Origin of the sequence: Nostoc punctiforme PCC 73102, assembly GCF_000020025.1 — a bacterium.
GTDB classification, from domain to species: Bacteria; Cyanobacteriota; Cyanobacteriia; order Cyanobacteriales; family Nostocaceae; genus Nostoc; species Nostoc punctiforme.
The window spans coordinates 1,195,855-1,216,497 of the sequence record NC_010628.1; the positions used below are offsets into that span (position 1 = coordinate 1,195,855).

General features: G+C 41.7%; 16 protein-coding genes and 1 pseudogene. 10 read left to right on the plus strand and 7 right to left on the minus strand.

What is annotated here, in order from left to right:
• Positions 1-80: 80 nt before the first annotated feature.
• From NPUN_RS05140 to NPUN_RS05155, 4 genes are all read left to right on the plus strand, one after another.
• Positions 81-332 (plus strand): hypothetical protein, encoded by a 252-nt coding sequence (locus NPUN_RS05140; RefSeq protein ID WP_012407761.1) that lies wholly within the window; start codon positions 81-83, stop codon positions 330-332.
• Positions 333-734: 402 nt separating this feature from the next.
• Positions 735-1,703, plus strand: coding sequence for a sodium-dependent bicarbonate transport family permease (locus tag NPUN_RS05145; RefSeq protein WP_012407762.1), 969 nt, complete (start codon positions 735-737; stop codon positions 1,701-1,703).
• A 4-nt stretch (positions 1,704-1,707) separates the two neighbouring features.
• On the plus strand, positions 1,708-2,019 hold the full coding sequence (locus NPUN_RS05150; RefSeq protein WP_012407763.1) for a P-II family nitrogen regulator: 312 nt from the start codon (positions 1,708-1,710) through the stop codon (positions 2,017-2,019).
• 28 nt (positions 2,020-2,047) lie between these two features.
• Positions 2,048-2,749: a carbonic anhydrase gene (locus NPUN_RS05155; RefSeq protein WP_041565208.1), complete on the plus strand. Its 702-nt coding sequence runs from the start codon at positions 2,048-2,050 to the stop codon at positions 2,747-2,749.
• An 83-nt stretch (positions 2,750-2,832) separates the two neighbouring features.
• Here NPUN_RS05155 and NPUN_RS05160 read toward each other — a convergent pair whose 3' ends face one another.
• The gene (locus NPUN_RS05160; protein WP_012407765.1) at positions 2,833-4,557 is read right to left on the minus strand and encodes a sensor histidine kinase; all 1,725 of its coding nucleotides are present in this window, start codon (positions 4,555-4,557) and stop codon (positions 2,833-2,835) included.
• A gap of 949 nt (positions 4,558-5,506) precedes the next feature.
• Here NPUN_RS05160 and NPUN_RS05165 point away from each other — a divergent pair.
• Complete coding sequence (locus NPUN_RS05165) at positions 5,507-5,941, plus strand: CAAD domain-containing protein (protein WP_012407766.1); 435 nt, start codon at positions 5,507-5,509, stop codon at positions 5,939-5,941.
• 228 nt (positions 5,942-6,169) lie between these two features.
• On the opposite strand, the gene NPUN_RS05170 is transcribed toward NPUN_RS05165, so the two are convergent.
• Together NPUN_RS05170 and NPUN_RS05175 are read right to left on the minus strand one after the other, a co-directional pair.
• Positions 6,170-7,306 (minus strand): S-layer homology domain-containing protein, encoded by a 1,137-nt coding sequence (locus NPUN_RS05170; protein WP_012407767.1) that lies wholly within the window; start codon positions 7,304-7,306, stop codon positions 6,170-6,172.
• Between the two features lie 131 nt (positions 7,307-7,437).
• Positions 7,438-8,229 (minus strand): Uma2 family endonuclease, encoded by a 792-nt coding sequence (locus NPUN_RS05175; protein ID WP_012407768.1) that lies wholly within the window; start codon positions 8,227-8,229, stop codon positions 7,438-7,440.
• A 305-nt stretch (positions 8,230-8,534) separates the two neighbouring features.
• Here NPUN_RS05175 and NPUN_RS05180 point away from each other — a divergent pair, with 305 nt between their 5' ends.
• The gene (locus NPUN_RS05180) at positions 8,535-9,893 is read left to right on the plus strand and encodes a sensor histidine kinase (RefSeq protein ID WP_012407769.1); all 1,359 of its coding nucleotides are present in this window, start codon (positions 8,535-8,537) and stop codon (positions 9,891-9,893) included.
• A 376-nt stretch (positions 9,894-10,269) separates the two neighbouring features.
• Here the strand turns inward: NPUN_RS05180 and NPUN_RS05185 are convergent, their stop codons facing one another.
• On the minus strand, positions 10,270-11,766 hold the full coding sequence (locus tag NPUN_RS05185; protein WP_012407770.1) for a hypothetical protein: 1,497 nt from the start codon (positions 11,764-11,766) through the stop codon (positions 10,270-10,272).
• Positions 11,767-11,843: 77 nt separating this feature from the next.
• Here NPUN_RS05185 and NPUN_RS05190 point away from each other — a divergent pair, with 77 nt between their 5' ends.
• Positions 11,844-12,422 (plus strand): hypothetical protein, encoded by a 579-nt coding sequence (locus NPUN_RS05190; RefSeq protein ID WP_012407771.1) that lies wholly within the window; start codon positions 11,844-11,846, stop codon positions 12,420-12,422.
• A gap of 60 nt (positions 12,423-12,482) precedes the next feature.
• Here NPUN_RS05190 and NPUN_RS05195 read toward each other — a convergent pair whose 3' ends face one another.
• Together NPUN_RS05195 and NPUN_RS05200 are read right to left on the minus strand one after the other, a co-directional pair.
• Complete coding sequence (locus tag NPUN_RS05195; RefSeq protein WP_012407772.1) at positions 12,483-13,355, minus strand: SDR family NAD(P)-dependent oxidoreductase; 873 nt, start codon at positions 13,353-13,355, stop codon at positions 12,483-12,485.
• Between the two features lie 919 nt (positions 13,356-14,274).
• On the minus strand, positions 14,275-15,972 hold the full coding sequence (locus tag NPUN_RS05200) for an alpha/beta hydrolase (RefSeq protein WP_012407773.1): 1,698 nt from the start codon (positions 15,970-15,972) through the stop codon (positions 14,275-14,277).
• 195 nt (positions 15,973-16,167) lie between these two features.
• On the opposite strand from NPUN_RS05200, the gene NPUN_RS05205 reads away from it, so the two are divergent.
• The 3 genes from NPUN_RS05205 to NPUN_RS05215 all read left to right on the plus strand — a co-directional run bounded on the left by NPUN_RS05205 (position 16,168) and on the right by NPUN_RS05215 (position 19,975).
• A complete protein-coding gene (locus tag NPUN_RS05205; protein ID WP_012407774.1) occupies positions 16,168-16,857 on the plus strand; it encodes a Uma2 family endonuclease in 690 nt (229 codons plus the stop codon).
• 255 nt (positions 16,858-17,112) lie between these two features.
• Positions 17,113-18,219, plus strand: coding sequence for a photosystem II q(b) protein (psbA, locus tag NPUN_RS05210; RefSeq protein ID WP_012407775.1), 1,107 nt, complete (start codon positions 17,113-17,115; stop codon positions 18,217-18,219).
• Positions 18,220-18,583: 364 nt separating this feature from the next.
• Entirely contained in the window at positions 18,584-19,975 is a 1,392-nt protein-coding gene (locus NPUN_RS05215; protein ID WP_012407776.1) for a malic enzyme-like NAD(P)-binding protein, read from the plus strand.
• Between the two features lie 372 nt (positions 19,976-20,347).
• On the opposite strand, the pseudogene NPUN_RS42990 reads toward NPUN_RS05215, so the two are convergent.
• Positions 20,348-20,545: pseudogene (locus NPUN_RS42990) on the minus strand (DUF2887 domain-containing protein); the annotation flags it as partial.
• Positions 20,546-20,643: the final 98 nt, after the last annotated feature.

Sequence of the window (20,643 nt, forward strand, 5' to 3'; positions counted from 1 at the left end):
TTGGTCAATAAAGATTGTGTGGCAATCTTCTTAACCAGAATGGTACTGTATCATGATTTATGTAGAAGCAAGAAAAAGCTATGCTGTCAGTCAAAGGCACATTCCAAAACGGTGTAGTTTATCCTAACGAACCAATTGGAGGGCATGAAGGGCAGTCAGTGATAATTGTGTTTGTCGAAGAAAACCGCACACCTGAGCCAGCAACGCCAGAAGACTCAGATTGGGATAAACTGAGGCAGTTGATTAAAAACTGTGCAGTTGATACAGATATTAGCGATTTGGCACAGCAGCATGACCATTATCTCTATGGAATGCCAAAGCGAGAATCATAACCTTGACTTTTGAGCAAGCAGGATTTACAAAACTGTTGTAAATCAAAAAATACTGGGATTTAAGCAAGGTTTGTGTAAGAGCAATTCATGAATTGCCCCTACAATACGTTAATTTTTTCTACGCTAAATACGTTGATTGCGAGTTCTCCCTACACTTTCTGTCGTAAGATCAGCGACGGGGAATCCAACATCAAAAAATGTTGGGCAAGCTCTCACTTTTTCTGTTCTCAGCGCTGTTTAACACCTAATCAATAAGTATTGTCACGAATAGGACAATTCACTCCTTGAGTACCCAATTGACATGGGGTAGCGATACACAATACATCACGATTCAACCGTTAAGTTTTTAAAGATGAAAAATTTCTTTAATTTCAGGTTTAACCAATACAAGGATAGGTGGATATGGATCTGAGCTTAATTGTATCCAACATTTTGAATCCGCCAATCTTGTTTTTCTTTTTAGGCATGACTGCGGTTTTTGTCAAGTCCGATCTAGAAATTCCCCCACCAGTGCCTAAACTCCTTTCGTTGTATCTGCTGTTTGCCATTGGTTTTAAAGGAGGGGTAGAACTAATCAAAAGCGGACTTAATCAAGAAGTGATTCTAACACTCGCAGCAGCAATGATGATGGCTTGTGTTGTTCCAATTTACACCTTTTTTATTCTGAAGTGGAAATTGGATACTTACGATGCGGCTGCGATCGCAGCAACCTATGGTTCTATCAGTGCCGTCACTTTCATCACTGCTGGCGCTTTTCTTAGTGAGCTTGGTATTCAGTATGATGGTTACATGGTAGCAGCTCTGGCCCTGATGGAATCTCCGGCGATCATTGTTGGTCTGATCTTGGTGAGTATATTCACCGCCGATGAAAAGCGAGAATTTGCTTGGTCAGAAGTTTTGCAAGAAGCATTTCTTAATAGTTCAGTTTTTCTCCTAGTTGGTAGCCTCTTAATCGGTGTCTTGACAGGAGAACGTGGTTGGCACGTATTAGAACCCTTTGCTCAAGGGTTGTTTTATGGCATTCTCACCTTCTTTTTACTGGATATGGGACTGGTGGCTGCCAGAAGAATTAAAGACTTGCAAAAAACCGGAGTTTTCCTGATTTTATTTGCCATACTAATTCCTATACTCAATGCAGGCATTGGGTTAGCGATCGCCAAATTCATCGGTATGCCTCCGGGAAATTCGCTGTTATTCGCTGTATTGTGTGCCAGTGCTTCTTACATTGCTGTCCCGGCGGCGATGCGGATGACTGTTCCCGAAGCAAATCCCAGCCTATATGTTTCTACCGCTCTAGCAGTCACATTTCCGTTCAATATTATTGTGGGAATTCCGCTATATCTCTACGGAATTAACCTATTTTGGAGGTAATAATATGCACGTAGTTAAAAAGATAGAAATTATTGCCAACTCCTTTGAGCTTGCCAAAATTTTAGAGAGTTTAGACAAGTCGGGTGTACATAGCCATGCCGTAATCCGCAATGTTGTTGGTAAAGGATTACGAGGAACGACAGAAGATTTAGACATGACCATGCTTGATAATGTTTACATCCTCGCATTTTGTATGCCAGAAGAACTCAAGCGTGTTGTCGAAAATATCAGACCAGTCCTCAATAAGTTCGGAGGTACTTGCTACGTTTCCGATGTGATGGAAATTCGCTCTGTCAGATGTATCGCGTCTTTGTAAGAGAGTTATAAATTCAATGAAGCATTTCATGGAACGTCGTGACTTTTTGAAGTTGGGAATGACCGGGGCCTTTGGGATGATCCTATCTGCCAGCGATTTGCTCTGGCGGGTAGAACAGGCCAAAGCTGCCGACATCCCCTCAACTTCTGCTGAATCTCTCAGTCCCGATGCAGCTTTACAAAAGCTGATAGAGGGAAATCAGCGATTTGTCGATCATCATCCCCAATACCCCGATCAATCTGAACTGCGGCTGCACGAAGTTGCTCAAGCTCAACATCCATTTGCAACTATTCTTAGTTGTGCGGATTCACGAGTGCCGGCAGAAATTGTTTTCGATCAGGGCATCGGGGATATCTTTGATGTTCGGATTGCCGGCAATATTGCCACACATGAAGCGATCGGCAGTATTGAATATGCCGTTGTTTTATTAGGTTCTCCACTGTTGATGGTGATGGGCCATGAACGTTGTGGGGCTGTAACAGCAGCTGTACAAAAGGAATCGTTACCCGGTGATATTAGTACTTTTGTGAAGGCAATTAAGCCGGCCCTGAAAAAGGTCAAGGATCAGCCAGGTGACGCGGTTGAAAATGCTGTGGTGGCAAATGTGCAATATCAAATTGAACGGTTGCAAAAATCAAAGCTTTTAAGTGAGCAGGTGCAGTCAGGTAAACTGAAAATCGTGGGCGGTCGTTACGACTTGGATACAGGGAGAGTAACTATTATTACCTAGTTCGGGAGATGAGGAGCAGGGGCAGGGAGCAGGGGAAGCAGGGGGAGAAAGAAGAACCAATGCCCAATGCCCAATTCCCAATTTCAATCCTGCACAGTCATTGGTAGACGAATAGTGAAAGTAGAGCCAAGTCCTGGCTGACTTTTAACAATAATCTCACCACCCATCATCTGACAAAAGTGGCGGCTAATTGCCAAGCCCAGCCCTGTACCTCCATACTTTTTCGTAGTCGAAGTATCTCCTTGGGTAAAAGGTTGAAATAACTGCTGCTGTTGACGGTTAGACATACCTATACCTGTGTCGGTAACGGTAAAAGTAATCATACCCAAAGGAGCATCCAGTCGTAATTCCTCCTTTTCTCTCTTGACTGTCAGCGTCACCTTGCCATTTGTAGTGAACTTACTGGCGTTGCTTAGTAAATTTAACAACACCTGCCGCATCCTAGTTTGATCGGCGTACATGGTGCCAAGTTGCTCATCAAAATGTACTTCTAAAACATTGGCATTTTTTTCTATAGCTGGTTTGACTGTGAGGACGACGTTATTAATTAGCGTCGCAATCTCAAATGTTTCTGGATAGAGAGTCATTTTCCCCGCTTCAATTTTTGACAAGTCGAGGATTTCGTTAATCAAGTGCAGTAGGTGTTTACCAGCAGAGTTAATTGTTTCTAAGTCGGTGATAAAGTCTGCCGATAAACCAAGATCGGTAGCGTCGTCTTCTAGAAGTTGGCTCAAGCCAATGACAGCATTTAATGGTGTGCGTAATTCGTGGCTGACATTGGCTAAAAATACGCTTTTTGCCTTGCTAGCAGCTTCGGCTAACTCTTTAGCTTGTTGTAGTTCTTTGGTTCGCTCAGAGACTCGCTCAATCAGACGATTTAGAGATTTGGCAAGTAGGCCAATTTCATCTTCAGTGGTGACAGGCGCTCGCAAATCAAAATTATGTTTCCTCGCTACTTGTTCAGCTACTTGGGTAACGGTGATCACTGGTTCAGCGATCGCTCGACTGGTACGCCAAGCTACAATGGCTGCGATCGCCACCGAAACGAGCATACTGATAATTACGATAAATCGCTCAACTATTTTTGCCTGCTCAACGGCTTTTTGCCTTTCTTGCTCTTGATCCTCAGCAGTTTGCAGGATATTAGCCAAGCTTTCAGAAAGCTGATCTAGGCGCATGGCTGTTTCACCACGCATTATTGTCAATAACTGCGATCGGGCAGTAGAAATTTGCTGAGGCTGCGCTGGTTGGGAGTCAATTTTTTGTAAGACGACCTCGATTTGCTCAACGTAAGCTTTTAAATTATTCTTGTAATCTAGCAATAGCGTCTGTAAAGTCGAACTTGTTGCCGCTAATCTTTTAGGCTTACTGTCAATAAATCCAGAAATTTTTGACTCTAATTGCTTGGCTTTTTCAACATTCTTCAAAAAATCAGCTTTTTTGGTTTGTAGTTGCTGTGAATTTTCTAATACAGCAACTAGATTAGAGCTATGTAATTGCGCCCCTACTACTGCATCTCTATAATTACTCAGTAGTTGTCCTTGTTCATAAGCTTGATTGAATTGTCTTACTTCCCTGCCCCGGTAGTAGTTGGCAATCACTAACCCAGTTAGCGCTCCAAAAAAGCCAATTCCGATAGCTACAAAGTACCCATAGCCAATTTTTTGATGGATGCGCCAAGAACTCGCTTTGAGTTTCCCTCGTGAGGGAAATTCTATGGTCGGTAGTTCGTCTGTCGATGGCTCTTCGGCTGACACTTTTTTGCTTTCTGAACTGCTATCGATAAGGGTTGGCTTTTGAGTTGGCATTTCTCAAACCTCCTTGCCTTCCCGCAAAAATTACCAAATCAGTTTAGCTTGTACAAACAGTTTAATTGGTTATTAACATTTACATTATCTTCTTTTATAGCAATAGCAAATCATTGCTTAGTAGATAATTCGCATAACCTCATATCCTATGAGTTACTTTGATAGCAATGTTGCTAAGTACACTTACTGAGGACTAACCGAATTCACTTTTTTCAAAAGTAACAAATAATTTCCCGAATTAAAGACCTGTCTGAAACTGTCTTCTCCTTACCACAATACTTTCCTCAATATACAGCTGAGCTGATAGCAATTAGTTCTTGCCATCAGGTAAGCCACTAGTCTACCTTACTGCTTCCTTATAAAATTAATACAATCAGGAAAAAAACAAAAGGTTTGATTATGGGGCATGGGGCATTAGGTTATTTCTGCCTCATCCCCAATTACCAGCACGCCTATCATAAAATAGGTTGAAAGTCTAGTCGATGTGAATACACAAAAACTTTTATTACGTATTAATATCAATACGAATGCATTAATTGACGAACCCGGCTTAAGATAGCTTTAATATTGGCTAAAATCGGCTTTTAGGCTTATATAAATGAGAGGTGGGCTGATTTTGCCTGATTTGTACTTAGATTTAGTACGATTATGAACAAATGACACGGAATGGGATAATCACAACCAGAGGATTCCAGTTGATTTAGAAAAGAACTCAGGAGGACGATTATAATACATCCTGCTCCCTTCTAAATTCTATCCTCCTACTGACTGTCTACCTTGTAGTTGATGCAGTAGATATTACGGGGCAATTATAGTTAAAGGGCACTAAAACCCTTTTGTGTCCTTTAACCAATTGTACTGATGCACTTGTGCATTACCTAACCAACAACCTTTTGGTTGCAATTATCCAGATTAGAAAAACTCAACTGTCAAATTAATGGGAGTGAAAATGCCAGAACAAGATTTTACTGAAACCGCATCTAAAGAGACTACAGTGGCAGAGATCAACACCCAAACGGGAACCATCACAAAAGTCCAGCCTCCCGCACAGTCTCAAGATGAATGGCTAAAATACGGGGAGCAAGTTTCTACATTTTTAGCAACATTGCCAGAATATGTGGGAGGCTTCTTTAATGAATATAAGCAACCTCTGGTAACAGTTGGTTTAATTGTGGGATCAATTGTTGGTGTCAAAGTACTCTTGGCAATATTAGATGCTTTGAATGATATCCCTTTAGTAGCGCCTACTTTTGAGTTGATAGGGATTGGTTACTCTGCCTGGTTTGTTTACCGCTATTTACTCAAAGCCTCAACTAGGAAAGAGTTAACTAGTGAAATCACCACTCTGAAATCACAAGTGGTTGGTAAAATTCCAGAAGCTTGATATCTAAATATCGCTTATCCTGCAAAGAGTTTACGCAAATACTCTAATTCAAAATCACCCTCTGTGTCTGATCTAAGGAAGCCTTAGATCAGACTTTTCTCAAAATCAAAAATTTTTGAATTTCTAATTGTGAATTTGCTGCAATAGGTTGGCCAAGAAGCAGAGGAATAAAGGATCGTTAAGAATCTTTCTCCTCTGCTTCTTTGTTGAACACTTTCTCTAACAAACTCACCGAGACGAGCCTCCTGGAGACAATTTAACCTTGGGAGTGCGCGAAGTTTCTGGAGATGCACTGGGCAATCGTACTATACTCGGAGATGAAATTGCCTCCAACTTGCCCCGTTTTACTAAAGCTTGATGAATCATCGCCGCCACTTCAGCCCGACTAGCTATTTTGTTGGGAGCAAGAATTTGTGGGTTTGGATAGTTAACTACCAGACCATTGGTTGTAGCAGCAGCTATTTTGCTAATAGCATAAGGTGGAATATCTTTAGCATCTTTATATACACTTAAAATCTGATTTGGCGAAGTGGATGCTTTCAAATTCAATCCACTAACAAGGGCAACCAAAACTTGCACTCGTGAAATATTTTGTTGTGGTTTGAAGGTTTTTTTCGGGTAGCCTTTGAGAAATCCGGCACTGATGGCTTGGTCAATTGCTGGAGTTGCCCAGAATTTTGTTGGTACATCTTCAAATGCGATCGCAGTCTTAGACAGTTCTTGGTCAAAGGCTTTTTGAACAATCGCAGCAAATTCGGCGCGGTTTACAGGCTGATTTGGTCTAAAAGAATAATCAGGAAACCCTTTGAGAATACTACGAGAAGAAAGAACATCTATAAAACGCCGACCCCAGAAGTTATTGGGCACATCGTTAAATGCAATTGGCGGCGGAATAATAGATTTTTGCTTTGCTGGAGTTATTAAAGGCAGCGCTGATGATTTAATTGATGAATCAAGTACTGCTGAAGAGGGTAAAGGTGTTTGTAGTTGTGGGGGTTGAGTTGGGATTACCTGAGCAGATGGTAACACTGCACGGGAAGGAGCGGCGCTGTTAGTTACCAATGAGGGTGTTTTGGGTTCAACAACAGCCTCCGGTGGAGGATAGGGTAAAACTGTCTTAGGGACTACATTTGGTTCTACCTTGGGATTAAGCGAGGGCAATACTTGATTTGGTTGAACACTAGGCAAAGGAGTGGAAGAAGCCGACAGCAACCCGTTGAAGTTCCAGCTAGAATCCCTGCGGGACAATGACCAAAAAAGAATTGCTCCGATAGTGGTGAAGGCAACCAAAATGGCTATAAATTCATCAAAGCCAAGGGCAGTTTTTGGGGATGACTCCGGTTCGGAAGGAGGTCTATTTGTCATCGTGATTACCCTGGTAGCAGTAAAATTTGTGTCTAAACAAATTAAGCCACAGATGACTCTTTTACACCAGCCCTTTTTAATTCGTGATTCGTAGTAAAATATCAGGCTTCTGGTTCAATGCCGAGCGATGTCTAGCGACAAGCCACTTCGTGTCTACGCAATTGAGCAGTTAGGCGATCGGCTCTTTGACGTTCCTGTTCTGCTCTTTGAGATTCCTGTTCGGCTCTTTCATCGCCATTCAACAACAAATTACCTTGTAAATCCCACCAACGCAGCCAGGGTAATTCCACATTCTGATAAACTCCCTGCCATAAGCCTAATTCAACACCCAAAGGAACGATGGGATAATGTCCTCGTTCATTTGCTGATAAAATCTGATACTGTCCTTCAATCAGATGATAAACTTCTAGGTTGGCTTTACTCGCTTCATAAATGCCGTAGAAGGGAGGACGAATGACTTGCTCATAAATCCAAAATTTACCCTTCAAAGGAGTTTTATCCCGTTCTTCACTACCGTCCCCAGAGACAAATTCTAAAACAATCAACGGGGCAATAAACTCTCGCCACAACACATAACAACGTCGCGTTTGCCCATTGAGCAAAAATGGTACATTCGGTACATAAAACCAATCTGGTGCTTCTGCGCCTTTTTCCGGGGGATCGGTTAAGCGCCAGTAAATGCTTAAGTCTTGCCCTATACAGTATTCACCTTCAGGATTTAATTGTTTAAGGATAGGTGTAATAGAGTCAGTTAGTAGGATGCTTTGGGGGTGCTCTTGCCAATTTTTCACGCCAGTTCGCACAACGGGGGGAACCCCCGCAAGCGACTGGCTTACAAACGTACCATCGGACTCAGGAAGTTGAGTATGATCCGCGAAGGGGAAAGGGGTGAGGGCAGTGGATGGATTGGTTGCAGAGGTCATAATGCTACCTTTGCACTTTTTGTAAAGGTTGTTTTTAGTTTAGCTTGCGTAGGCGTAGCCCGTCGTAGACATCGCTCTCTAAATATTCACCACCAAGATTTTGAAGAAGGAGGAGGCAGTTTTTCTCTAAATTGCTTTCATTAATAAATCGCACGCCAATTACTTCTAGTCACCTGAGAACAATTTTCACCCTGCTATACTACTAGTCTTATTAAATACCTAAACCAAAACCGGATTTTGAGGGTGGCAGAATGTAAGATATTAACTTATTGTTTACCCAATCTTTGTAAAAATCAGGGTGTCTAGTGTCAGAAGAATTTAGTTGCCAAATCTCACCGCCATTTTTGTCTCTTGGTAGCGATCGCGATCTGGATTTAGATTCAACCCTCCAAGAACTTTCAATGTACAACTTCCCAGTAGAAATCAATCACACTGGTATGGAAGTGGCTAATTTTTTAGAAAAATACCCCCTGCTACCAGGAGTAATTTTGGTAGAACAGGGAAGGTTCTTTGGGATGATTTCGCGGCGGCGGCTGCTGGAATTTTTGATTCGTCCTTATGGACAAGAGTTGTTGGTTCAGCAACCATTAGCCGTTCTCTACAGCTATGCGCGGATACCGATGTTGCTGCTTGCTGATACAACGTCGATTTTAACAGCGATGCAACTTAGCTTAAAGCGATCGCCAGAATTATTAGCAGAACCAATTGTAGTACAAACAGAATCTGGTGCTTATAGATTGTTAGATGTCCAAGAATTGAATATTATTTCTTGGCAAATTCGAGGAATCGACAATCTGGTGCGCTATGAGCGCAGCCAAGCTCAAATGATTCAAAATGATAAAATGGCAAATCTGGGACGTTTGGTAGACGGCGTAGCGCACGAAATTTTAGACCCAGTGGGTTTTATTTGGGGAAATATAACTTATGTTTCCACCTACAGCCAAGATTTACTCAAGCTAATAGCTGCTTACGATCAAGAGTTACCATCAGTTTCTCAGGCAATTAATCTTCTTAAAGAAGATATTGAATTTGATTTTTTAGAACAAGATTTATCGCGATCGCTTGCTAGTATCCGTACTGGCGCGGAAAGATTAAAAAAGCTTGTTACTAGTTTACAAAATTTTTGTCATATCGATGAACTTTATCCAAAACCAGTAGATTTACACGCTAGTATAGATACTATTATTTTATTAATTAATAGCCGTCTTCAAGGAGAAATTGAAATAGTCAAATACTACGGTCAGCTACCCCCAGTTTATTGCTTTATAGGGCAGCTAAACCAGGTTTTGATGAATATTTTCAGCGAAGTTGTAGATATTTTACTCAATGAAGCGGTTAGGCAACAGTTGCATTTAGAAGAGACAAAGGCTGTTCAAAAACCTCGAATTGAGATTACTACAAAAGTAATTTCGCAAGAAGCAAGCAACCCAAATGCACCAGATTCCCGTTGGGTATTAATTCGCATTGCTGACAATGGTCCTGGAATTTCTCAAGAATTGCAACAGCAAATTATAGAGTCTTTTTCTCTGGAAACAAAGAATAGTAAAAATACTAGTTTAGCAGTAAGTTATCGAATCATAACTGTGAGGCACGGAGGTAAATTAAATTTCAATTCACAGATTGGTATAGGTACAAAATTTGAAATTCTATTACCTCTGCTGTAGCAATCTATATTTAGAAAAATGTTATACATATTAACAAATTTTCTTAATAAACGATTACTCAAATGCTTGTTTTTAAATTAGCGCAAACCATGTTTAAATTACTCTTTTAAAGTTTAAGATACAAAGAGTTAAATAGTATTTTAGGCTTCCCACTCATCCAAAATAAATCTCGGTCAGAGCATTGCTAAAATCTCATAAATATGTTTTATTTATCCTACCTATTTATAAACCACTACACTTGGTATTGATTATATAACCCCACTTAAAAAGCTTGTTTAATTCTCTACTTTTTAAGGAGGGTTCGTGAGGATCAAGCCTTAACCCAAGAGTATTTCTGGAGTTTTAATCCTCATCTATATTCATTCCACCCTACATTTCAATTTATATGCAATAAATTTTCGCCACGTTTGTAAATTTCACGTGCATGATCAGTCCAAGCACCTTGTCCCCAATAACGAAAGCAACTGGTTTGCAGCAGAAGGTTGTGTAGTAGAAGGTTACGATAGTGAGATTGTCTAGTAATAGGTTCTGTTGAATCAGTTTGCTGTAATTGATCAAACTTTTGATGGAATGAACTACTTAATTGATACATAGGAGACAACACATTTTCATATCCTTTGACCCAACTGATATGATTTGTCCATGAGGCTCCATCCAGATGAAAATTAGAGTTTATTTGCTTCAATTCTTGAATCGCATTTTCTACAGCTTCAGGTTGGCAATTATCTGGTGAAACTCGCTCCCAAATCTGATGTTGTCCCACTGGCTGACAAGCTGGATAGTTTTCAGGTTTACATCCAGCAGCTTCGATTAATTCTAAATATTCTGTACCACACATTCCAACAACACCAGATTTTCCTCCGCCGTTATTGACCATATCCCACCAAGCTTGTTTAAAAGCACTAGGGAATTCATTCATCATCACACCGCCATTTTCACCATCTCCAATTTGGCTAACTATTGGTGGCACAAAAACACTGCCAATTTGTTGTTTGGATAAGGTTTTGGCTTCATAATAAGGCTGCATTTGTGCGACTAATTTTGTATCCGAACCTTGGGTTTTAATTAAGGCTGTGATGCTAATTGTTTCGCCTTGAGAATTGCGGGCAATCAGACGATGTGGTAAATGTCTGTGGGTGAGAGATTGACCAGTAAGAGTTTCTACAGAATGTTCTTGAACGAGTAGCCAGCGATATCCACACTCTTTCAGCGCTTTCACAAATTCAAAGAGAGCATCAGGGTGATTTGGTAGGTGCATTTCTGGGGGCGAAAATCCTTTGACTCGCGCTAGTGCTTCCCAGCCAAAAATTGCCGCAAAGTGATGTTGCCATGCAATGATATGCAATTTAATATCTGCTATGGGTGTGGAAGGAATAACTGCATGACCCCACATTGTACCCAGCCATTCTACATAAGGTTGATAGTTGCGATCGCAAGTGATCCGTTTGAGGTTATCGAGAACATCACCGCGTCCCATTTGCCGCAATCCCCACAAAAGATTACCTGAGTAATCTAACATCACACGGGGATTGCAACCTTGACTTACAAGTTCGGGGATCAAGTCTCCCATCCGGCTGTAACAATATGCAAAAGGATCTGCATTGTGGTTATCCCCTTCATGAGGATGTTCAAACATATATTGCAGATTGCTGATCAGTGTACCGCCATTCCCAGCAGGTATAGTTGGCTGGTGCATGTGTAAAGCGATCGCAAATACAGCATTTACGTCTTCTAGCCGGATATTTGTTGTTGGTAAAAATACTGGTTGATCGTGGTTAACTACAGAGAGAACCTCTGTTTCCCAACCAGAAATATTCGGCAAGCCATCAATGATTTCGGGCAAACTGCTGAGAGTAGTAGGGAAGGAAAGCATTTCTGGTTGCTCCAATATGAGTTATATCTAGAAAACTTGCGTTTGTATTTAATAATACTTAACTCAGCGTATATACAATGAATACTCCAAGTCACGCTATTCTCAACTTGCTGATTTTCAATCAACAATTGCGAACTCAGGCAAGTCCGGCAATTATCATCGGCGCAGTCTTACCAGATATTCCCATCTTTGTGTTCTACTTTTTAATGAAGTTTGTTTACCATCTGCCGACACGCCAGATTTGGTCAGAAGGCTATTATCAACCTTTTTGGCAAGCTATTGTCAGCACATTTCATTCAATTCCACTAGCGCTGCTTGGAATATTGATTGCCCATATCTGGAGTTGGCGATTGATTGAAGTTGGCTTCGTCAGTATGGTGCTACATTCTCTTTTAGATTTACCAGTCCATAACAACGACGCTCACCGACACTTTTTTCCCTTTAGTAATTACCGTTTTATCAGCCCTGTTTCTTATTGGGACTCAAATCATTATGGCGCGATTGCAGCTTTGGTAGAAATCCTCTTAGTTCTAGGGACAACTATTTATCTATTTCCTTCCACACGAACCTACTGGGGTAAAGGACTGCTAATTGCAGTCAATCTGTTTGATACGATCGGGTATTTCCGTTTTTACCTTTCAACTAAAGGCAATTGACCCCAGTAGGATAAGCGATGCACTAAAAAATTTAGGACTTATGTGCAGACACGCGAGAAATCATGTTCTTGACAAGAACAAATCACCGAAACGATGGATTCTGTTTAAAAAATTCAGTTTCGGGATCAGCTTGTTGAGTCTTTCAGCAGGTTGTTGTTTTCTTGGCACTGGTGGAGTTGCGATTCGTAAAATTAGCTCTAATAACCAAGGGGCAAGGCGTTGACACAATACAGCTAAATGACTCTGCCAGCCGACTAAAATTTCTGGTGAATCATTCTGCATTCCGGCGACGAGTGCTTTGGCTACTTGCTGCGGAGTCATGGGGATCACCCAGCGAAATAATTTTAAGTCGCGCACCATGTCTGTGTCTGTGAGGGAAGGCAGTAATGCAATCACTCGGATATTGTGTTCAGCTAGTTCGCGGCGCAAGGCTTGGGTAAATCCTAAGATGGCAAACTTGGTAGCTGAGTAAGTCGCCATTGTCGGTGCAGCCACCTTCCCCATCAGACTCGAGACATTGACGATTGTCCCTTGCCTTTGGCTGACCATACGTCGAGCTATCAGACTCGTGAGGTTGTACATCCCTAACAAGTTCACAGAGAGTTCTTCTTGAACTTGAGGCATCTTAGATTGCAAAAACGAACTTTGGTATGCGACTCCCGCACAATTAACCAGCAGGTGAATCTGCCCGAAATTGCGCCACAGTTGGGCAACAGCGATATTTACTTCAATAGTCTGAGTCAAATCTAATGGCACGATCGCAGTTTCGGTTCCCATCGCCTCTATTTCGTTAGCTACCTCGACTAACTTTTGGCGATCCCGTGCTACCAATATCAGTCGCTTGATGCCGACTTGCGCTAGTTCGAGAGCGATCGCTCGTCCAATCCCACGCGAAGCCCCTGTAATCAGAGCAACTTTACCTTGAATCTCCATTGGTTTTATCCTCCAAAATCTAAGTCTTACCAACTTCTTCGTTATTGCCGATATACACAATCAAGAGTTACTTGCTTGTTGGCATCAAGTAAGACAAATAATCTATTGCAATTGAAATCAAACTGAAACTAAGCCTTTGGCAACGAAATATTTCTTGGTTAATCTGCAATCCCTCATAATTGTCTATACGAGGCAGAAATTTCTCGTTTTTAACCCGTCAAAGCCTAACACACTTGGCTGAATGGGTATAGCTCATAGATTTTATTTCTCCTAGATCAGAGCGTTCATCAGCATCGTTGTCATACACACATTAGCAATTAAATCAAGGTATTGCAATATTCTTTAATAAGGATTTCTTAATACTTCTTAACGACAAGTATATATATATAAAATATTTTATTAAATAAGTTTTTATAAATCCCTCAGTACAAATATCTCACTTTCCTGACAAATAGCCTTTTTTCGGGCAATTGTTATATCTAATTCATCTGTTAGGAACAAAAAAGACATATAGAATTTGAGTTTATGCTTGCAATAGTTAGAGTTACTGATTAACGCGCAGATTTCTATCAGCATATTTACTGATTTATTGAAAACAAAGGTTTTTGAGATTGTATTTATTTAAATAATCCAAGAGGGCTAATGCATCATTTTTAATGGGAATTACAACAGTGTTTTATCTGCTGAAATTTTAATGTAAAGAGTAATTTATTTGGGTTTAGCTTTGAGTTTATCAAATTAATCTTTGAGACTTGTAGTGTTGCTAATCTAAATCATTCCTGAATAACAAGATCCCCAACTTCTGCCAGAAGGTGGGGATCTTGCTGTAAGTTCTAATATTCTGCCTTCCACCGTACTCACGTATATTTACGTAATCCTCTTTTCTCCCCTGCTCTTTTCACGATGCTCCCGGTCATAACTAACGCGGGGTAGGTTGAGGATTTGATAGTTTGGCTGACTGGGGAATTGACGCACTCCAGATTTGATTAAATTGAGCTACCGATAAAGACTGTAAAATACTGAGGTTAAGCGGCTCTTTGCTGATAAATGTTGCATAAGATGGCTGCAAATAGGAACGGTATTCAGGGCGGTTGAGAAGATGGGTTTCCATAAAAGCGACACTGAGGGCGTTGAGATAGGAATAAACAGCATCGCGATCGGGGCCCAGTAAGGCAGGTGGCACAGGTAAGACATCATTTTCAGGAGTAGGTTCTGCGATCGCTGAAAAGTGGGTGGCGTTTTCAATCAAAGCCAGGTACTTATTGGGATCGGAAAGCCAGGTGAAGGGGCGAATTTGCTCAAATACAGGTGGAGCGAAAATATCTTGACTACCTGCTACCAGCATTACAGGCATTTTAATTTGACTGACTCCGCCCTCACCCAAAACTAAGCTGTCAATTGGATTAATCGCCATGATTGCCTTGATGCGATCGTCTTTAAGTTCATAATTTTTTTGGGGTAACTTACTTGCTTCACACTGCAATAACAGCGACAAATTAAAGGATGAATTATTGGGATTACAATCTTGGCGCAGTTGCTCAAAGTTAATCTTTGCTCCTGCTAGAGTCAAAACGGTATAACCACCAAAAGACTGGCCAATCGCCCCAACTTGCTGAAAATTGAGTTTTCCGTGGAGGCTGGGATCGGATTTTTCTAGACGCTGGAGTTCATCGAGGAGATACTTGATATCCAAAGGTCGGTCGATAAATTCCTCTGGTTCTGGTGGACTTGCCAAACCCGCAAAGTATTCCTGAAAACGTTTGGCATTACTGCCAGGGTGTTCTAGTACAGCAACAGCAAAACCATAAGATGCTAGATGTTCAGCCAGGTAGACAAAGGTAGAGCGGTCTGAAGCAAGACCATGAGAAATGACAATCAGGGGAAAGGGAGGAGACGGAGAATTTTGATCTGTGGGTTCTGAGTTTTGAGTTGTAGGTAAATAGATATCTACCGGTAGACGGCGTGAGCGAGAAATGTCATTTAACTCCAGGCTTTTTTTCAGCCAACGGAATTTTCCTGGCGATCGCAAATCTGGTTGTTTTGAGAAGTCAACAGTTGAATTGGCTGCTTGAGCGATCGCTTCTTTTTGAAGAGAAGCTACAACTTCATCCTTTTTCTTGAGCAATTGTGACAAGTCATCAACTATCCTTAACCCCTCTGTGAAATTCACCCGCACAGTATTGCTAGGAAATTTCCGCAGCAAATTCACCACCGTTAAACCCTCGCGATCGGCAGCAGCCAAAATTAAAGAGGCACGTATGGCATAGAAGCCGTTCTGTCGAGATTCAGTCAGAAGTAATTTTCCTAGTTGTTGTACTAGCTGCTCTCCGATCGGTGAGTAAGTCACCTGAGATACCAAAGTAGGAGTGAGATTGAAGCGTTGCTGGAGCAGATCCCGCAGTTGAGCGAGTTGTTGAGGAGTAGCACGGCTAGCATAAAATGAAAAATCTCGATCGATTTTGCCAACTTTCGCAAAAGTTTCCAGCGAGTCCACCGACAACGAAAATTCGCCGAAGGGAGGATAAAAAAAGCTAATGCGTTCAGCTGCCAATCCGGGAGTAGAAGTCAAAAAGGTAGATAGCAAACCTAAACCCAGGTATCTCAGAAATTTTTTCATTAGAAAAACCCACTGTCTAACCCTGCCAAACAAGTTTTAACAGGATATATTCCCTAGAATTATCCAATTCTAGTATAGACAGTTACATTAAGAAACTTCGTGTCTGCGTAGACCTACTCTTGGCGACTTCTCGAAGACATGGCGCTCCACTATGTTAGATTCAAGCTACAACTCCTGTGGATGAGGAATCAGGTAATGGCGGCTTCTGTAGAACATGGCTTAAATAATAACGCTTCCATCCCTCCCTTAGAAAGTGGCGATCGCTTAACCCGCCACGAATTCGAGCGTCGTTATACAGCAATGCCTAATAAAAAAGCAGAATTAATCGAAGGAGTCGTCTACGTGGCATCACCACTGCGTTTTAGAAGTCATGGCCAACCTCATGGACAGTTAATTACCTGGTTGGGAGTTTATCAAGTTTGCACTCCTGGGTTAGCGCTAGGCGACAATGCTACCGTGCGCTTGGATTTAGACAATGAACCACAGCCTGATGTTTTGCTGTTGATAGATAAACCAGCTAGGGGACAGGCACAGATCAGTAAAGATGATTACGTAGAAGGCGCACCAGAATTAGTCGCAGAAGTAGCAGCTAGTAGTGCATCTATTGATTTGTACGACAAAAAACGCGCCTACCGTCGCAATGGAGTGCAGGAATATATCGTCTGGCAGACTTTAGAGAATAAACTCGACTGGTTCTGTTTGCAGAATGGTGAATATTTGTCACTTGTAGCAGATGCAGATGGTGTGATTAAAAGTAGAGTATTTCCGGGTTTGTGGTTAGATATCACCTCGCTAATCACAGGGAATATGACGAAAGTTTTAGCAGTGCTGCAACAAGGATTGAATTCAAAAGAACACGCTGAGTTTGTTGAGGGTTTAACTTAGCAAAACTTAAAAATAATGTCTTGAAAAATACAAATTATTAATGTAAAACGTGATATTAGAAGCCGGGAAAGTTTTCCCTTTTTTCAGACAGTCTCCCTTGGGAAATCAGTTAATAGCATTTTTGGTGTGAGGTAATTCCAGATAGTCCCGGCGATTAGGGGGAAGGTATTTGGCGAAAGTCTTTGAAAACAGCTTAATTCTCAATTCTTAAAAATTGGGAAAGTTTGTTGTCAGCGATTTATAAACAACACAGTTATGACCACAACTCTAGGAAGAAGCGAAAGCGGCAACTTGTGGGATCGTTTCTGTCAATGGATTACTAGCACCGACAATCGGCTTTATATTGGCTGGTTCGGCGTTTTAATGATTCCTACCCTATTGACCGCTACTATCTGTTTCATTATTGCTTTTATTGCTGCACCACCCGTTGATATTGACGGCATCCGGGAGCCAGTTTCTGGTTCTTTATTATACGGCAATAACGTCATCACTGGTGCTGTTGTACCCACATCTAATGCCATTGGTTTGCACTTCTACCCCATTTGGGATGCTGCTTCAATGGATGAATGGCTCTACAACGGCGGGCCTTATCAACTCATTGTCTTGCACTTTTTGATTGGTATTTTCTGCTGGCTTGGTCGGCAATGGGAGTTAAGCTATCGTTTGGGGATGCGTCCCTGGATTTGCGTAGCTTACTCTGCTCCTGTAGCTGCTGCAACTTCTGTCTTTTTAATTTACCCAATTGGTCAAGGTAGCTTTTCTGACGGGATGCCTCTGGGAATTAGCGGCACATTTAACTTCATGTTCGTGTTCCAAGCCGAGCATAACATCCTCATGCACCCATTCCATCAACTGGGCGTAGCGGCGGTGTTCGGTGGTGCGTTTTTCTGCGCGATGCACGGTTCTTTGGTGTCTTCCTCTCTAGTCAGAGAGACAACTGAAGCTGAATCTATAAACTATGGGTATAAGTTTGGTCAAGAACAAGAAACCTATAGCATCATAGCGGCTCACGGTTACTTCGGGCGCTTAATCTGGCAATATGCCAGCTTTAACAACTCGCGTTCCTTGCACTTTTTCTTGGCAGCTTGGCCTGTAGTTGGTATCTGGTTGACAGCGTTGGGTATCAGCACGATGGCGTTCAATCTCAACGGGTTCAACTTTAACCAATCAATTCTTGACTCCAAAGGTCGTGTAGTTAATACATGGGCTGATGTACTGAACCGGGCCAATTTGGGTATAGAAGTGATGCACGAGCGCAATGCTCACAACTTCCCCTTGGATTTAGCGGCTGGTGAGGCAGTACCTGTGGCAACGATATCTACAATGGTCACTGAGCGCAGCCGTTCGCGCAGCGTCTCGTAGAGAAGTGCGGGCTACGCCTACGCACCTGCAATACACGGTTAGTTGTAATTTAAAATTCGCCGCGCTCTCTGTATAGAGAGCGCTTTTTGTATGAAGCTATAGTTATACAAATATTTACACAGATAAAATTTTAAAAAAATATCTGGTGTATTTGGGTACAATTACTAAATTGTGAATCATTGATACTAGTAAATGCATTGGTATCAATAAAAATAATTATCAAAATTGTCAACAGTGAGTAAATTAACTACTGACGGTTATCCCAAGAGTTTACATTCATGATGTTTGTACTGACTCCAAATTTCAGATTTTAGTTTTTGTCTCAATTCAATATAAAATCTAAAACTTAAAATCCAAAATAAACATGGCAGACCTAACTCCGAATTCTAGTTTTAGTTTGACACTGCGCTTGCAGATTCCCAATCGTGTAGGAATGTTAGCGTCAGTAACCCAGGCGATCGCAACTACTGGCGGCAATCTCGGTCAAATTGATTTAATAGAGCAAACCCGTAAAGAGTCCACCCGCGATATTACCGTTGATGCTGCTAGTACCGAACATGCTGAAACCATTGTGCAAGCAGTGAAAGCATTACCAGATATCAAGTTACTCAGTGTCTACGATCGCACCTTTAATTTGCATCGTGGTGGCAAAATCAGCATTACTAGCAGAATTCCTTTAAAGAGTGTGTCCGATCTAGCAATGGCTTACACACCAGGAGTTGGTCGAATTTGTACTGCGATCGCTCAAGATCCAGAGGAAGTTTACAAGTTAACCATCAAACAAAACACTGTTGCTATTGTTACCGATGGTAGTGCCGTTTTGGGATTGGGAAATCTCGGCCCGGCTGCTGCTCTGCCAGTCATGGAAGGCAAAGCAATGCTATTCAAGGAATTTGCTGGGCTAGATGCTTTTCCCATTTGTCTGGCTACCCAAGATACAGAAGAGATTATCCAGACAGTTAAGAATATCGCGCCAGTTTTTGGGGGTGTGAATTTAGAAGATATCGCTGCACCTCGCTGCTTTGAAATTGAAAAGAGATTGCGCGAAGAGTTAGATATCCCCGTTTTTCATGACGATCAGCATGGTACGGCGATTGTCACCTTGGCAGCATTATTTAACTCTCTAAAACTGGTACATAAGCCAATGGCAGAAATCCGCATCGTGATTAACGGTGCTGGGGCGGCGGGAGTAGCGATCGCGCGGTTACTCCGTAAAGCTGGGGCAGAAAAAATCTGGATGTGCGACTCTAAAGGGATTATATCTACAAGTCGTGCCGATTTGACAGAAGAAAAACTCGAATTTGCCGTGAAAGCTCAAGGTACGTTAGCGGGCGCGATGCAAGGGGCAGATGTCTTTATTGGTGTCAGCGCACCGGGAGTTTTGACACCAGAAATGGTGCATTCAATGGCGAAAGACCCAATTGTGTTTGCAATGGCAAATCCCATTCCAGAGATTCAGCCAGAATTAATCAGTAAAGATGTTGCTGTCATTGCTACCGGTCGCAGTGATTACCCTAATCAAATCAATAACGTCCTAGCTTTTCCTGGGGTATTCCGTGGTGCTTTAGATTGTCGAGCAAAGACAATTACGACCACAATGTATTTAGAAGCCGCAAATGCGATCGCTTCTTTAGTCAAGCCTTCAGATTTGGATCGCGAACATATTATTCCTTCAGTCTTTGATGAGCGAGTCGTCAATGCTGTTGCTGCTGCTGTACAACAAGCAGCGCGTCAAGAAGGTATCGCTCAGAATTAATTAAATTAATGACTCTTATGGGATGGGTGTCTCGCCCGTCCCCCAGCACATCCTTACTATAGGAAAATTGCCAAAACTAGCAAACCATTTTGGGTACTCTCGATCATTTTATGATTTCGGTTGTACAGCTTGCCTAACAACTTGTTCGTCCAAACCTAACGCTTGGGCTATCTGTTCAATACTCAATCCTAATGCCCATAGCTAAGGTATTGTTTCTAGTTTGCCTTCTAACTTGCCTTCTAACTTGCCTTCTTCTTTACCCTCTTCAAAAACTTCTTGGTAAAATTTAGTTTGCTTTAACTCACTTAATCCAAACATTTTTCCCATCTCCTCCCGGCTCAAGTGCGGCAATTTATAGATTAATATCGTTTCTATCAATTGTATAATTTCTCTCTGTTGGGCGGCATTGAGAATTTATTTTCGGGCGCTGTTGACAATCTCTATAGCTTTCGTTGTTGCAGTTGATTCTGGTTCGATGATTAGTTTGACTGTCTCAATCCCGATTGATGATGTGGAAATTGAGCTTAACTCGTTCAGGTAAACGCAAGTCACTCGTTGGGAATTAGACATCGCCTTGATGGATATGTCAGATCGAAGACTGGCGAAACACTCGTCCCCATTTGGTGATTGGATTATATAAATAAAGCAACATCATCTAAAACACCACC